This is a genomic window from Devosia sp. (assembly GCF_028290645.1).
GTDB lineage: Bacteria > Pseudomonadota > Alphaproteobacteria > Rhizobiales > Devosiaceae > Devosia_A.
The window spans coordinates 1-14,713 of record NZ_JAQGJL010000125.1 but is presented as its reverse complement, the minus strand read 5'-3'; the positions used below and the strand labels follow the sequence as shown (position 1 = coordinate 14,713).

14 protein-coding genes and 1 pseudogene are annotated in these 14,713 nt (G+C 63.3%); 8 read left to right on the top strand and 7 right to left on the bottom strand.

The window, feature by feature from the left end:
• From JWQ89_RS07190 to JWQ89_RS07175, 4 genes are all read left to right on the top strand, one after another.
• A partial coding sequence (locus JWQ89_RS07190) for an ABC transporter permease (RefSeq protein WP_299639653.1) occupies positions 1–869 on the top strand: 869 nt, incomplete at its 5' end.
• On the top strand, positions 869–1,801 hold the full coding sequence (locus JWQ89_RS07185; protein WP_299639651.1) for an ABC transporter permease: 933 nt from the start codon (positions 869–871) through the stop codon (positions 1,799–1,801). The genes JWQ89_RS07190 and JWQ89_RS07185, both read left to right, overlap by 1 nt.
• A complete protein-coding gene (locus JWQ89_RS07180) occupies positions 1,794–3,428 on the top strand; it encodes an ABC transporter ATP-binding protein (protein WP_299639649.1) in 1,635 nt (544 codons plus the stop codon). Before JWQ89_RS07185 ends, JWQ89_RS07180 begins: the two co-directional genes overlap by 8 nt.
• Before the next feature lie 8 nt (positions 3,429–3,436).
• Positions 3,437–4,477: an Ldh family oxidoreductase gene (locus tag JWQ89_RS07175; protein WP_299639648.1), complete on the top strand. Its 1,041-nt coding sequence runs from the start codon at positions 3,437–3,439 to the stop codon at positions 4,475–4,477.
• Positions 4,478–4,543: 66 nt separating this feature from the next.
• On the opposite strand, the gene JWQ89_RS07170 is transcribed toward JWQ89_RS07175, so the two are convergent.
• Positions 4,544–5,509, bottom strand: a complete 966-nt coding sequence (locus tag JWQ89_RS07170) for a D-2-hydroxyacid dehydrogenase (protein WP_299639646.1) — start codon at positions 5,507–5,509, stop codon at positions 4,544–4,546.
• Positions 5,510–5,838: 329 nt separating this feature from the next.
• Here JWQ89_RS07170 and JWQ89_RS07165 point away from each other — a divergent pair, with 329 nt between their 5' ends.
• Positions 5,839–6,555, top strand: a complete 717-nt coding sequence (locus tag JWQ89_RS07165) for a FadR/GntR family transcriptional regulator (protein WP_299639644.1) — start codon at positions 5,839–5,841, stop codon at positions 6,553–6,555.
• Positions 6,556–6,574: 19 nt separating this feature from the next.
• On the opposite strand, the gene JWQ89_RS07160 is transcribed toward JWQ89_RS07165, so the two are convergent.
• The 5 genes from JWQ89_RS07160 to JWQ89_RS07140 form a co-directional block, all read right to left on the bottom strand.
• Positions 6,575–7,462: a dihydrodipicolinate synthase family protein gene (locus JWQ89_RS07160; protein WP_299639643.1), complete on the bottom strand. Its 888-nt coding sequence runs from the start codon at positions 7,460–7,462 to the stop codon at positions 6,575–6,577.
• Between the two features lie 96 nt (positions 7,463–7,558).
• Positions 7,559–8,761, bottom strand: a complete 1,203-nt coding sequence (locus JWQ89_RS07155) for a mandelate racemase/muconate lactonizing enzyme family protein (RefSeq protein WP_299639641.1) — start codon at positions 8,759–8,761, stop codon at positions 7,559–7,561.
• Between the two features lie 909 nt (positions 8,762–9,670).
• The gene (locus JWQ89_RS07150) at positions 9,671–10,336 is read right to left on the bottom strand and encodes a nitronate monooxygenase (protein WP_299639639.1); all 666 of its coding nucleotides are present in this window, start codon (positions 10,334–10,336) and stop codon (positions 9,671–9,673) included.
• A gap of 13 nt (positions 10,337–10,349) precedes the next feature.
• On the bottom strand, positions 10,350–10,481 hold the full coding sequence (locus JWQ89_RS07145; protein WP_366143976.1) for a nitronate monooxygenase: 132 nt from the start codon (positions 10,479–10,481) through the stop codon (positions 10,350–10,352).
• A 121-nt stretch (positions 10,482–10,602) separates the two neighbouring features.
• Positions 10,603–10,947 carry a hypothetical protein gene (locus JWQ89_RS07140; RefSeq protein ID WP_299639637.1) on the bottom strand — a complete coding sequence of 115 codons (345 nt, stop codon included), beginning with the start codon at positions 10,945–10,947 and terminating at the stop codon, positions 10,603–10,605.
• 472 nt (positions 10,948–11,419) lie between these two features.
• Here JWQ89_RS07140 and JWQ89_RS07135 point away from each other — a divergent pair, with 472 nt between their 5' ends.
• The 3 genes and pseudogenes from JWQ89_RS07135 to JWQ89_RS07125 all read left to right on the top strand — a co-directional run.
• Positions 11,420–12,349, top strand: coding sequence for an aldo/keto reductase (locus tag JWQ89_RS07135; RefSeq protein WP_299639636.1), 930 nt, complete (start codon positions 11,420–11,422; stop codon positions 12,347–12,349).
• 15 nt (positions 12,350–12,364) lie between these two features.
• Complete coding sequence (locus JWQ89_RS07130; RefSeq protein ID WP_299639634.1) at positions 12,365–12,811, top strand: hypothetical protein; 447 nt, start codon at positions 12,365–12,367, stop codon at positions 12,809–12,811.
• Between the two features lie 554 nt (positions 12,812–13,365).
• Positions 13,366–14,478 (top strand): annotated as a pseudogene (locus JWQ89_RS07125) (cupin domain-containing protein); the annotation flags it as partial.
• 79 nt (positions 14,479–14,557) lie between these two features.
• Here JWQ89_RS07125 and JWQ89_RS07120 read toward each other — a convergent pair.
• Positions 14,558–14,713, bottom strand: a 156-nt coding sequence (locus tag JWQ89_RS07120; protein WP_299639655.1) for an ATP-binding protein, incomplete at its 5' end; no start/stop codon positions are given.

Below are 14,713 nucleotides of genomic sequence, written 5' to 3'. Positions count from 1 at the left end.
TGCTCGGCCTGCTGGTCGCCGTATTCTTCCTGACCCGCATGACGGGCGACCCCGCCGGACTTTACCTGCCTGATACGGCGACGCTCGAGATGAAGCAGGCCTACGCGCTGGCGCACGGCTACTCGGATCCGCTGGCCGTGCAGTTCTGGAACTACGTGCTGGGCCTGCTGCGGCTCGATTTCGGTGTCTCGATGCGCCAGCAGCAGTCTGCCATGCTCACCGTGTTCGAGGCGGTTCCGACGACGCTCACCCTCACCGCCATTGCCTTGACTGTCTCACTTACCGTCACCGTGCTGATCGGTGCTCTCGCCGCCAGTCGGCCGGGCGGGATTTTCGATCGCCTCGCCACCACGATCTCTCTTATCGGCGCCAGCGCGCCCGACTTCTGGGTGGCGCTGGTCGGCGTGCTGGTATTTGCCGTCACGCTGCACTGGCTGCCGACCTCCGGCACCGGAGGGCCGCAATACTGGGTGATGCCGGTCTTCGTCGTCTGCCTGAGGCCGCTGGGCCTCGTGACCCAGGTCGTGCGCGGCACGATGATCAGCGTGCTGTCGGAGCCCTACATCAAGACCGCCAAGGCCAAGGGTCTCGGCCGCGGCGCGATCCTCGCGCAGGCGCTGCGCAGCTCGCTGCTGCCGGTGATAACTGTAGGCGGCGACATCGCCGTGGGCATGATCAACGGCTCGCTCATCGCCGAGACGGTGTTCGGACTGCACGGCGTGGGCAAGGTGCTGATCGATGCCATCACCAATCGCGATTTCGCGGTGGTGCAATCGGCCGTGCTGGTCGTCGCCATCGCCATCTTCGTGCTGAACATTTTGATCGACGTGCTCTACGCGCTGGTCGATCCCAGGATCCGGTACAACTGATGACAGCCACTCCCAGCATCGGCGCAGACTCTGTCGGGCCGAAACGGAGCCGATCGGCCGTCCTGTTCAGCATGCTGCGGCGCGACCCCGTCGCGCTGGTGGCGGCGATCTTCCTGACGCTGCTGGTGCTGACCGCCATCATCGGGCCGATCATCCTGTCGCAGTATGCGGTCAATTTCGACCTCGGCAAGCGCAACCTGCCCCCCTTCTACCTCGACAAGGGCTGGCTGTTCATCCTCGGGGCCGACAGCCTGGGGCGCAGCATGCTGGCGCGTCTTGTCGTCGGGGCGCAGCTGAGCCTGGTCATCGCTTGCACCGCGGTCGCGCTGTCAATGACCGTAGGCGTCACCATTGGGGTCTTCACCGGCTATGTCGGGGGCTGGCAGAGCACGGTGATTATGCGCCTCACCGACATCGTCATCAGCTTTCCGGGCCTGCTGCTGGCGCTGGTCGTGCTCTACGTGATCGGACCCAGCACCATCAACGTCATCCTGATCCTGGCGCTCGGCCGGCTGCCGCTGTTCATCCGCACGGCCCGCGCCCAGACGCTGGAACTACGCGAAAGGATGTTCGTCAGCGCCGCGCGCTCGCTGGGCGTCAGCACGCCGAGCATCGTCTTCCGGCATATCGTACCCCTGGTGCTCCCGACGATGGTCACGGTAGCCGCAGTCGATTTCGCCTCTGTGATCCTCGCGGAATCCGGATTGAGCTTCCTTGGTCTCGGCATCCAGCCACCGGCCTTCACCTGGGGCGCCATGGTCGCGGCCGGCCGGCAATACCTGCAGACTGGCTGGTGGCTCACCTTCTTTCCTGGCCTGATGATCATGGCGACGACGCTCTGCCTCAATCTTCTCGCCAACTGGGTGCGCACCGCTACCGATCCGCACCAGCGCTGGCGACTCCAGGCCTCCAAGGATCGTGGTCATGGGTGAGCCCGTTCTCGAGATCAAGAATCTCCGCGTCGGTTTCCGCACCGAAAAGGGGATGCTGGAGATCATCCACGACATCGATCTGCACATCGATCGCGGCGAGACGCTGGTGGTCCTCGGGGAAAGCGGCTCGGGTAAGAGCGTCACCGCGTCCACCATCATGGACCTGCTCGACCGCCCGCCCGCCGAGATCCTCAGCGGTGAAGTGCTGTTGCACGGGCAGGATCTACTGAAGCTTTCCGATCGGGAGCGCCAGCAGATCAACGGCAAGAAGATTGCCATCGTCTTCCAGGACCCGCTCGCCCACCTCCATCCTCTCTACACGATCGGCCGCCAGATCGCCGAGGTGCTCACGGTTCACGGCACCGCCAGCGGCAGCCACGCATGGAAGACCGCCGAGCAACTGCTCGAGCGTGTCGGCATCCCCGACCCGCAGCGGCGGGCGCATCAATACCCGCACCAGTTCTCCGGTGGTCAGCGCCAGCGCGTGATGATCGCCATGGCGCTCGCCACCCGGCCCGAACTGATGATCGCCGACGAGCCGACGACGGCGCTCGATGTCACCGTGCAGGCCGAAATCCTGAGCCTCTTGCGCGAGCTTACGGCCGACTTCGGCATGGCGGTGATGCTGATCACCCATGACCTGTCGGTGGCGGCCAATATGGGTGACCGCGTCGCGGTGATGCAGCAGGGACGAATCGTCGAGACGGGTGAAACGCGAGCCGTCTTCGAGCATCCACAGCACAGCTACACCAAGCGCCTGCTCGATGCGCGGCCCGACGCGATGGCCTCGACCAAGGAGGCTCCCGTCGGCGCGCCGCAGCTCCTGCGGGTGGAGCACCTGACCAAGGATTATTACATCCCCGGTGGGCTGCGCAGTGCGCTGACCATCCATGCGGTCAAGGATGTGAGTTTCACTGTCGCCCGTGGCGAGACGCTGGCGATCGTCGGGGAGTCCGGCTCCGGCAAGTCGACCGTGGCGCGGTTGCTGATGCTGCTCGACTCCGTGACATCCGGAGAGATTTTCTACCGCGGCGAAGACCTGCTGAAGATCGGCAAGAAGGCCCAGTTCAAGCAGCGCCGCCGCATGCAGATGGTGTTCCAGGACCCGTACTCATCGCTCAATCCCGGCATGAGCGTGGGACGCATCATCTCCGAGCCCTGGACGGTGCATACCGACATCCTGCCCAAGTCGCGCCGCGCCGAACGCCTGGCCGAACTGCTGACCCTTGTTGGACTTTCGCCAGACCATGCCAGCCGCTATCCGCACGAGTTCTCTGGCGGCCAGCGCCAGCGCATCGCCATCGCAAGAGCGCTGGCCTGCGAGCCGGAGCTCATCATCTGCGATGAGGCGGTATCATCGCTCGACCTCTCGATCCAGGCACAGATGATCGAACTGCTCACCGACCTGCGTGATCGCCTCGGGCTCTCGTACCTCTTTATTTCGCATGACTTGCATTTGGTGCGGCACTTCGCGAACCGGGTGCTGGTGATGAAGTCCGGCGATATTGTCGAGCAGGGCCAGACCAATGCCGTCTTTAGCCGGCCCGAAAAGCCGTACACCAAGCAATTGGTCAATGCCACGCCGCGGCCGAAATGGGACCGCTCTCTCGCACTCCAGCCAATTTAGAGGCCATCATGGTGGATACCGGAAATGACGCCGCCTTCGACAGCGACGCGCTCCGCGACTGGAGCGCGCGCGTCTTCGCGGCGGCCGGGATGCCGGTCAGCGACGCCGAAACGGCAGCAGACCTCTTGGTCAGAACCAGCCTCAGGGGCATCGATACACACGGCATCTCGCGGCTGCCGCTATACGTGGAGTCGCTGCTCGAGGGCCGGATCAACCCGAGGCCCGACCATGGCGGCGAGATGCGCGACGGCATTCTGCACTATCGTGGCGACCATGGCCTCGGCCAGGCGGTCGGGGTCGCGGCGGTAAAGGCGGCGCTGGAGTTGGCCAAGGACAGGGCGGTGGTGCCCTGTCTTGCCAAGCAATGCGGGCATCTTGCGGCACTGGGCAGCTATGTGCTCCTCGCTGCCGAGGCTGGAATGATCGGTTTCATCTGCCAGTCGACGACCCCGTTGATGGCGCTGGAGGGCTGGACGGACCGCGCCATCGGCAACAATCCGCTCGCCTTTGGGACGCCGCTCGAGAACAGTGCGCCGCTGGTGTTCGACATGTCCTCGAGCGTCGTGGCGCGCGGCAACCTGCGCGATGCGGTGCGCGAGAAGCGGAATTTGCCGGCGGGCTGGGCGATCGGCCCCGACGGCAAGCCCACCACCGATGCGGAAACCGGCTTTGCCGGCGCCGTGCTGCCGGTTGGTGGCTACAAGGGGATCGGTATTGCCATGATGGTGCAGGTGCTGGCAGGGAGCCTGCTTGGCAATTCGACCAACCTCGGGCCGGACTCGACGTCGTCTAACGAAATGGGAGCATTTCTGCTCATCATCAATCCGGCGCTGGTCAATGACGCCTATGCCGCCGATGTGGACGTGTGGCTGTCGCGCTACCGCAAGGTCGCCGGAGCGCAGGGCCGGTATCCGGGTCAGCGCGCCGCTGCTTCGGAAGTCAGCCGCCGCCGCACCGGCATTCCTGTCCCGCCGGTTTCGCTGCAGCACCTGCGCGCCATTGGCAATCGCGTCGGCCAGCCGTTCAGCCTCGAGGTCAAGACCGCCTGACGGGTCCCGCGCTGGCGTGGCGATCGGCCGTGGCCGGGGCCCGGTCCGCGGCCTTCCGGCTTCGGCTTAGTAGCCGGCGCCCTTCTTGACGAGGTTGAACAGCTCCTCGCCCGTCCGGAAGCGCTTCAGGTTTTCGATCAGCATGTCGAGACCGCGCTGATGCGTTTGCGGCGTGGTCGCCCCGTTATGCGGGGTGATGATAGTGTTGGGCAGGTCCCAGAATGGGCTGTCCGGCGGCAGTGGCTCTTTCCCGTGGGCATCCAGCCCTGCCCCAGCGATGCGACCCTCGGTGAGGGCCGCCAGCAGCGCGTCGTCGTCGGCGATCCCGCCGCGCGAGAAACAGACGTAGAACGCACTCGGCTTCATCACCGCGAACTCGGCAGCGCCCAGCATGCCAAGCGTCTCGGGCGTACGCGGCGCCGTAACGACGATGAAATCGGCCGCGGCGAGAAACTCGTGCAGCTGCTCGCGCCGGTACATCCGGTCTAAATTTGGCGCATCGGTGCCACTGCGGCGCATGCCGATGGTAGTCATGTGAAACGCCTTGGCCTTGAGGGCCAGATCGGCGCCGGAATGACCGGTGCCGATGATGGCGCAAGTCATGCCGTTGAGCTCGCCATGCGGGCGATGGTTCCACCGGTGGCCCCGCTGATCGTCGAGCCAGCCCACGGCATCGCGTTGCAGCATCAGCATCAGCATGATGGCCTGCTCGGCCAGCGGTATCGCCCCATTGCCCTTGCAGCAGGAGAGGAGGATGTCGCGCGCGAGGAAGCTCTCGAACAGTTGCTGATCAGGGCCGGCCGCCCAGGAGTGTATCCACTTGAGATTGGGCGCGCGCGCCAAGGCCTCGGGCGATACATAGCCTGCCACCGCATCGGCCGTCGCGATCCGCTCGACTAGAGCGGCCTGGCTGTCCAGATATTCGAACGAGCTTTCAGGCGCTGCGGCTTCGAGGCGACCGCGCCAGGCGGCTCGGCCCTCCGCATCGGTCACGACCTTGTCGAGTTGCGGCTGGACGATAAGCATATGCATGGAGCGACCTTTCGAATTGGCGGCCATCGGGACGCCGGGGTGGACGTGTTCACCGGTTGTCGGTTTTGCTGTCATGCCGGAGTGGGCGCCGGATGCGGTCGGCCCTAGGCAGGGGAGCCCGGAAGGGCAGGGAGGATGACCGACAGAAAACTAGCGTCGTCCGGAAAAGTTGTCAATTTATCTATCAACATGTGTGGCCGTTTCTAGCGAACTGCGATCGGCCATGCTATGCACTTGGGTGTGCCTGCGGGAGATCCGCAGGCGATGGGCCGCCGATAGCGAGGGCGTACGCTCAATCGGCTGGCGTTAGCGACTACAAGAGGAAGGCCATGCCCAATATCCAGATTCAGCCTGCTCCAAATAGGAGGCTGGCTGACATCCTTTACGGGCAACTGCTCGAACAGATCATGCAAGGCGTACTGGTCCGTGGTCAGCAACTGCCGACTGAGAACGCCTTGTGCGAGGCCTTCGGCGCCTCGCGGCCGATCGTGCGTGAGGCGCTCATGCGGCTCAAGGCCGATGGGCTGGTCGAGGCGCGGCGCGGTTCGGGCACCTATCTCATCCATACGCCGTCCCCGAATGTGACGCGCTTCGTGGCGCCGGCCGATTTCGCCAGCTACCTTCGCGCCTTCGAAGTCCGAAACGTCATCGAGCCGGTGGCCGCCGGATACGCTGCCGAGCGCCGGACGGCCGAGGATCTTGCGAGGATCGAGGAAGCCGCCGACATCTTCGGCGCGGCGGCGGAGGCCGGTGGAGGCGGGCTCAGCTTCGATATTTCGTTCCACCGGGCGATCGCCGCCGCGACCGGCAACGAGTTTTTCGTGCGCCAGCTCGAGGTCGTGGGAGCAGAGGTGGCGGGCTTCATCTCGGTCGCCTTGGGGTTGACCCGGCTTGGATCGGCGGAGCGAAAATCGGCCGTGCTGCTCGAGCACCGCCAGATCGTCGAGGCGATTGAGATGGGCGATGCGGAACTGGCCTCGGTCTATATGCGCTACCATCTCAACCAGGCCCGCCGCCGGCTCACCGACGCGACCCGGCAGCCCTGACGCTGTCCCTCGCATCGCCTCAAGCCGTGGCGGCCATGTGAGCGGCATCGGCAGCGAGCAGGGTGCGCGATGCAGCCCCAATCTCGGCCAGCAGGCCCGGCGCGACGAGATTGTTGAGAAACGGGAGCAGCGGACCGGTTTCGGCAATCTCGGCGGTAGCGACCGCCGCATGCAGCACCCGCAACGGCGAATGGTTGTCGCGCAAGTCCTCGAGCGGCAGGAAGTTCGCGCGCAGCGCCGCCGCCGCCTCAAGGCGCCCGGCCTTCAGTGCCGCCAGCAACGCGGTTGAGAGCGCCGGCGCGATGCAGACCGATCCAGAGGTAAAGCCATTGAGCCCGAAGCCATTGAGGTGGCTGATCGCCGGCCGCTCGCCGATGCCGGAGACGACCCTGCCGGTGTCGATATTGGCGACCAGTTCGGCGAGATACGGATCGTCATCCGGATCCTTGCGAACATTGGCGTATTTCACCGAGCAGACCACTCCGTCGGCAACCAGCGCGGCGAGGTCTGCCGGCGTGATGTAGTCCTGGGACTTGATATAGGCGGTCATTGGTCGGCCGTAGCGCTCGGCGAGCCGGCGCAGTCCGGTCGCGACACCTGACGAGGTCGCCGGAAACACCAGGGGCAGCAGCATGGCGGTCGGAAAGTCGCGATCCCGGAGGATCGCGATCTGGTCCATCGCCTTGCCGAAATCCGGGCCAACGGAAGGGATGATCCAGGTATCGGAGGGCGCAACGTCTTCGAGCAGGTCGAGCAACTCGCCGAACTCGGAGACTGCCATGTTGTAGAGGTTGGCGTTACCGCCATAGAGCACGGTGCGCACGCCGCCCTGTGATAGATGCGCGAGAATCTTCCGGTTGCCGTCCCGGTTCAGGCGGTAGTCATCATCGCGGGCCAGTGGAGGCACCGCAATGACCGATTGTGAGAGCGCTTGGGGCGTAATCTCAGGACAATACATGGACAAATCCCTTTGAACGCTTCCCGCAGGAGCGGCCGGAAAGCTTCAGGACCGCGTTCTGCGCAGGCTCGACGCACGACCGCGGCGGGGCTGGAAGTAGACGGACTCCCAATGGGTGCCTTCGTTGTAGACGCCGTCGTCGGTGCGCACGTTCATCCGGCTGGGATACTTGACTATCTCGCCTTCGACGATATCGACGCCGAGCCCAGGTGCCGTCGGGATCGGAATGCCGCCATTCACGACTTTCGGGACGGGGGTGATGACGTCATCACGGCCCTCCCAGTCGAACTCCAGCTTCTCCAGCATGAGCGCGTTGGGGATGCTGGCCATGACGTGCAGCGCGGCGAATTCAGCGACCGGGCCGAGCGAGCCGGAATGCGGCGCCATGGTGATGAAATGGGACTCCGCCATCGCCGCCATCTTGCGCATCTGGGTGATGCCCCCGGCCCGGCCGGTGTCTGGCTGGATGACGTCGACGAGGTTGCGCTCGATATAGGGCAGCATGCCCCAGATGTTGCTGACGCGCTCGCCGGCCGCGATCGGGATGTTGACGTTGTCGCGCACCCGCTGCAACGCGTCGAGATTTTCCGGCGCCACCGGCTCTTCGTAGAACAGCATGTTGGCGCCCTCGAGGGCTTGGCCGAACTCGATGGCGTCCTGCGTCGTCAGCCATGACGGGCCGTGGGCATCGAGCATGAGGTCGACATCGGGGCCGACGTGCTCGCGGATCGCATAGGCGCGGTCGATGTCGCCCTTACCGGTCAGCGGCAGCTTGATCCCCCGATAGCCGAGCGCGATCAGCCGGTCGGCCTTCTCTGTGTCGCGAGCGTGGCCATAAACCGGGATACTGTCGCGGAACTTGCCGCCCAACAGGTTCCATACCGGCTGGCCCAGCGCCTTGCCCTTGATGTCCCAGAGCGCCATTTCGATGGCGGTCAATGCACCACCGCCGACCGTGCCGGTCATGCCATGGCCCATGGAGGCCGTCAGCATCTTCTGCCACAGCCGATCGATATTGCCCGGGTCCTCGCCGACGACGATGTGGGCGAGATCCTTGACCGCGGTCTCGATGACCCGCGGCCAGCCCGAACCCTCGCCGACGCCGTAGATGCCCTCGTCGGTCATGACCTTGATGAACAGCCAGTTGCGCGAATTGCCGAAAGCGGCGTCTTTCGTCGGGGTCGCGGTGCTGCCCACCGGCTGAGCTCCCACCTGCATGAGAAATGTCTTGATTTCGGTGATCTTCATTGACCCACTCCCGCACCCTGAAAATGACAAAAGGATTGTCGGTCCGCAGCAATGCATAGCGGCTCCAGACTTGTCAACATAAGTTTCAACTTTATGGCGCGAAGAGGCCATAAACTGTACGTCTAAATGACTTTTTGCCGCCGTTGTCATGAGGGCGGTGCGGGTCGGAACGGCGGATATATCACCCTGCGGAGAGGCGAACACCTATCCGCGTGTCTGTCCCATCAGATGCGTCGCCAGAGATCGTCCAAGAGACCCAAAACCCAATGGCGGCGCTCGCCTCCGCCATTCCTTATGGCTCCGAAATCCTTGCAATCGCCCCAGAGCCCATCTCAGCCATAGGGGAGCTTGAGGTGATGCACCGATTTTCCCCAGATGCTGGCCCTAGTCGAAATCACGCGCCCAGGTCCGCTCGGGCCGCGTGCGTTAGAACTTGGTGGTTTTTCGCGGCATCTTTGACGGCGACGCGCTTGTCGCGCTAGCAGGCGAGCGACTGCACCTTGACTGCTTCACGGAGATCGCCACCGTTTGTACCCACCCTGATTGCCGGGTCGGAACTAGGGAAAGCCGTGGTCTCGGCGGTGGCGCAGGGTATCGTCGAACGCGGCCAGACGCCGTTCCTGGGCGTCAACGCTGATAACATACTGTCTTTACGAAGGCTTGGGGTTCACCCACAGCAGGACGCTATATTTGAGCATTGTGAAGCGACCTCGGTCCTTAGTCTCTGCTCCATCCTAAAATGTGGTGTTCGTGCACACATGTGATCGGGTGGCGGATGCTCGCACCTGATCAAGGCCAATGCTTTGAGCACTCGCCCACGACATGACGTAAAGGGTGACTGCTAGGCCCCATTGGAGTTCTATGAATCACACGCTCAGGCGCTGGAGCGTCGCGATCGTAGTACGAGCTTCATTCCAAATCTCTTCGACGATTACCGCCGCGGCCTGTTGGCGCAGAGCAAGGCCGACCCCTTGGCCAGCGAGGTCGCGGACCAAACTCGGAAATCCACGGTTCCTTCTGCCTGCCGATCCAACGAATTGCCGACTCGTACCATGTCGGGTTTTCGCCGCGGCCAGACTGCGTATCGGCTTCGCCTGAAGCGATGACGAGGGCCCGATAGCCGGGTGTCATCGTAGCTTCATTCGCCAGGAGGAATCGCGTTCCGATCCAGGCGCCAGCGGCGCCGAGCGCAAGCACCGCCGCAACTCCGCGCCCGTCAGCGATACCCCCCGCAGCGACGACCGGCGTGCCCGGGACGGCATCGACCACGGCCGGAACCAGGGCGAGGGTGGTCACGAGACTGCACACATGGCCGCCTGCCTCCCAGCCCTGCGCCACGATGATGTCGGCTCCTGCGCTGACCGCAAGTTGGGCATCGGACGAGGTTCCCACGGTCTGGAGGACTAGCGCGCCCACCTTCTTCGCACGCGCTATGTGAGCTTCGTTCGTGCCCCAGAAGAATGAGATGACTTTGACGCCGGAATTAAGCGTTTCATCGAGATGCCGGTCTTGAGGATAGTTGTTGTTTAGGTTGACGCCGAATGGCCGGGCGGTCAGGGCGCGAACCTTTTGCAATCTCACCGCTCACCTAGGCGTCGTCCCACCACAGAGGGATAATGCCGAGCCCGCCAGCATTGCTTACCGCTGCACAGAGTTCTGGACCCACTGCGCCCCCCATCGGGGCCAGCAGGATAGGTATTTCAATGCCAAGTTTTGCCATAAGTGCCACGGTCGCCCCCTTAGTAAGCCGGGCCGCTTCAAGCACAGCTCGCGAGCTGCGCTCAAAAATGCGCCTAGCTTTAGCGGTTGGTTATCGGCAGTGGGTTTCGGTAGCGGCGAGATCAGTAGATGATGAAGCAGCCGTTGTCGGTAGCCTCATTGATGAGACCCTCTGTATAGCGCTTGGCGTTTCTGGCGCCCCTCTCATCGCCAGCCTCCGTGGCATCAACCTCGGCCTGCCCCCAAGAGTTAATGCCGGCCTCATATTTCTTGCAGTCCTTTTCAGTGGCGGGGCCATCGCCAGTCGCAGCGGCCTGAATCTCACGAGTCTGAATGATGGTGCTTCGGTGCAGCTTGGGCGCGCCAACACCGAATTTGCTGGCAGCGACCGCTATGTCGATGCTGGTGAGCGAAAGCAGGGCGACGGCGACACCAAGGGCGATTGATTTGGTCTGCTGAGTGGACATCTTGTCCTCCATTCTTTTGATGGTTGGATAAGGCGCCCGGTGGCATGAACTTCCCATGGGCCAAACGTTCAGCTCGCGTTTACTCGACGCATGGGCCCGAAGGTGGTGCGCCTTTCTGGCGGAATATGGTCCGCGTGGCAGAAGCGCTCGCGCTGTGTCACGACGCTGGCATCGAGGAGGGTTTAGCGCTCGCTCGCATCCTCTGTCCTTGGCGATGAGGTCGAACACCGCGGCCTCGGCCACGTCCCCGAATTTGGCGAGTAGTCGATCGGCTCGGTAGCGGCCGCGCCTGTCGTAGCGAACGCACCCGACGGCGACGATCTGCCCCAACTCCGACAGCACCGGGAATGAGCCGTTCTTCCAAGGGATCTGGGAAGCGGGCGGTCGACATTTCAGGCTCCGGCGATATTGCGCTCCAAGACGGAAGGCTGCGATAAGCGGCACTTCCGTTACGTCCCCTACCGGTGCCTCCATGAAGACCTTCAAAGTCCCGCACTCCGATCTCACCGTCTCCAGCGTGGTGCTGGGCCTCATGCGCATCGCTAAAATGAGCGATCCGGAGATCCGGACGCTGTTCGATGCTGCGGTGGAGAGCGGCATCACCATGGTCGACCATGCAGATGTCTATGGTGGCGCACCGCATGTGTGCGAGGCGCGCTTCGGCGAGGCGGTGAAGCTCTCTGCAACGGACCGTGGCCGCATCATGATCCAGAGCAAAGCGGGCATCCGGCCTGGGTATTTCGACTTCTCGTCCGAGCACATCATCGACGCGGTGGACGGCTCGTTGAAGGCGCTGCGCACCGATTATCTCGATGTGCTGCTGTTGCACCGGCCGGACACGCTGGTCGAGCCGGAGGACGTCGCCAAGGCCTTCGACACATTGCATGAGGCGGGCAAGGTGCGCCATTTTGGGGTCTCCAACCAGACGCCGGGCCAGATCGAGCTGCTGAAGTCGGCGGTCCGCCAGCCGTTGCTATTCAACCAGGTGCAGCTCAGCATCGCACATGCCAATCTCTTCGCGCAGGGCATCGCCGTCAATATGGACGGGCTCGACCAGTCGATCTCACGCGATGTCGGACTGCTCGACTATTCGCGCCTCAAGGGCATGACGCTGCAGGCTTGGTCACCTGTGCAGAAAGGCTTCTTCGGGGGCGTGTTCATTGGTGACCGAGAGAACCACGCCGAGCTCAATGACGTGATGGATGAACTGGCGAAGAAATACTCGGTCACGCCGACCGGTATCGCTGTCGCCTGGATCACGCGGCACCCCGCTAACCTGCAGGTGGTACTGGGGACAACCAAGCCGGATCGCGTGCGCGAAAGCGCAGCGGGCTCGGACGTGACCCTGACGCGCGAAGAATGGTACCACCTGTTCCGCGCCGCGGGACATACCCTGCCATAGAAGAAGATGACGGCGATGCCCAAGGCGTATTGTCGGCGTTTGCAACTCCGGCGCTTGATGGTCCGCGCAGCCTTCATTGCTGCGACTATCGACGACCTCATCGGCGGCACTAGCAAGCGCGCCCCGCCCGCTAACACTAACGTCGCTGTCGCGTTACTTTTGAGGAAAAGATGGGGGCTTTGTCGGTTACTGCATCCGCAATGTTGGTTGCAATCAGCGCACCCGGCGCTGCAACGCAGCAGGACGGGTAGTCGCCACATCCTCGATGGCCTTCTGGCGCTGCTGGAGCCTGAATTCATTCTGGCCATCGGCCGGGATGCTCAGCTTGCGCTCGGCGAACTTGGTATCGCCTCCGAGCCTGTCAGGCATCCGAGTTATGGCGGCCAGCCCGAGTTCGTGCGCGACGTTTCTCGCCACTATGGTTTGGGATCCGCGAACGCCCAACAGTCCTTCGCTTTCTAACGCGAACGCAGTCGCAGCAGATTTTTGCCACTTCGAAAACCTCCTGCGGCTCGGGAAGGGTAGCACTTGCGACCTTGAGCCATTCGTCTTCCAAGACTTGCGAGCGGTACGCTTTGTTGGTACACACGTTGCACTGGGTGCTGCTGTAACCCATTGAAAACATGTAATGTCTGATCGAGGATGGAGTTTCCCATCCTCTCCGCCACTCCCCCTTACATAACCTCATCATGTCGGCGACGCGGATCGTGTCGGGCTTCGGGCCGAACCGCTTGCGTAAGCCGTAGCGATCGCTTCGGGACAGCGGATGCCACGAGTTACGGCAATATCCAACAAGTGACCGGCGGGGGGGTGTGATAATTCTGGGGATGTAAACGGGCCTGGGCTTCCCTTGGCATGACGGGAAGCCGGGCGAATTTCCCGAACCTAGGAGGATACCGTCATGGCCCAGGACCAGTCGCAGTAATATCCACGCCACCACGAGCCCGCCAGCTTCGGCAATCCGGACCTGCCCGCCGAGGGCAGGGTCAACATCGGTAACGATGCAATGAGCGCGCATGGAGGGCCCGCAGAACCGGGTGATCGAGAGCCAGTTCCCCTCGCAGATGGACGCGCCGGCTACCGACATCAGCACCCAGCCCTTCTTTTGGTCGTCGTTCAACATTTCGCCGCGCCGGCAGCAGCACGGCGGCTGGGCCCGCGAGGTTACCCAGGCCGACTTCCAGATTTCGGACGATATTTCGGGCGTCAACATGTACCTGGCGCCGGGCGGCATTCGTGAACTGCACTGGCACCAGACCGCCGAGTGGGCGATCATGACGCGGGGCCGTTGCCGGATCACCACGCTCGACGGCAAGGGACGGCCGAGCGTCGAGGACGTCGAGGCGGGCGACTTGTGGTTTTTCCCAGCCGGCACGCCGCATTCGCTACAGGGCCTCAGCCCGGATGGAGCGGAGTTCGTCATTGCGTTCGACAATGGCGACCAATCGGAAAGCAACACGTTGCTGATCACCGACTGGCTGGCTCATACGCCTCCCGATATCCTCGCGAAGAATTTCGCCGTGCCGGCCGATACGTTCAAGGACATCCCGCTCCATAACCTCTGGATCTTCCAGGGCGATGAACCGGGATCGCTGGAGGCCGACCAGAAGGCCGCCAAGGTCATGCCCGGGCCGGACTCCCCGGTCTTCGGGCTATCCCGGGCCCCGACATTGCGGAGCAACAGTGGCGGCAGCGTGCAGATTGTCGACAGCAACAATTTTCCGATCGCCAAGACCATCGCCACCGCGCTGATAACGGTGCAGCCCGGCGGCATGCGCGAAATGCACTGGCATCCCAACGCCGACGAATGGCAGTACTACCTGAGCGGCGAAGCCCGGATGACGGTGTTCAATACCGGGCCCCATGCGAATACGACCGATTTCCGTGCCGGCGACGTCGGTGTGGTTCGCAAGAACTTCGGCCACTACGTCGAGAACGCCGGCAAGGACGTGCTGCAGTTCGTCGAGGTGTTCCGCTCCGACCACTACGAGGAGGTCTCGCTCGCCAACTGGCTGAGCCGCCTGCCGCCGGACCTGGTGGCGCAGCACCTGAATATTGCACCGGAGATGCTGGCGCAGTTCCCGCAGGAGTCGCAGGGCATCGTCGCGCTGAAGCAGTCCCAGCACTAAGAGCTGATCGGGTAGTGTCGGTCTTCCAAGGTGCAGAGACGGAGCCGGTAGATGCCGGAGCGACCGAGCCCTCCGAACGTCATCCAGGGCGCCTTGCCTCCTGATGACTCGGCAGGGTGAACTGGAATGTCGCGCCGGGTCCCTGGTTGCTCGAGGCCCACAGCCTGCCGCCATGGTTTTCGATGATCGAGCGGGAGATCGACAGGCCCATGCCCATGCCGCTGGGCTTGGTCGA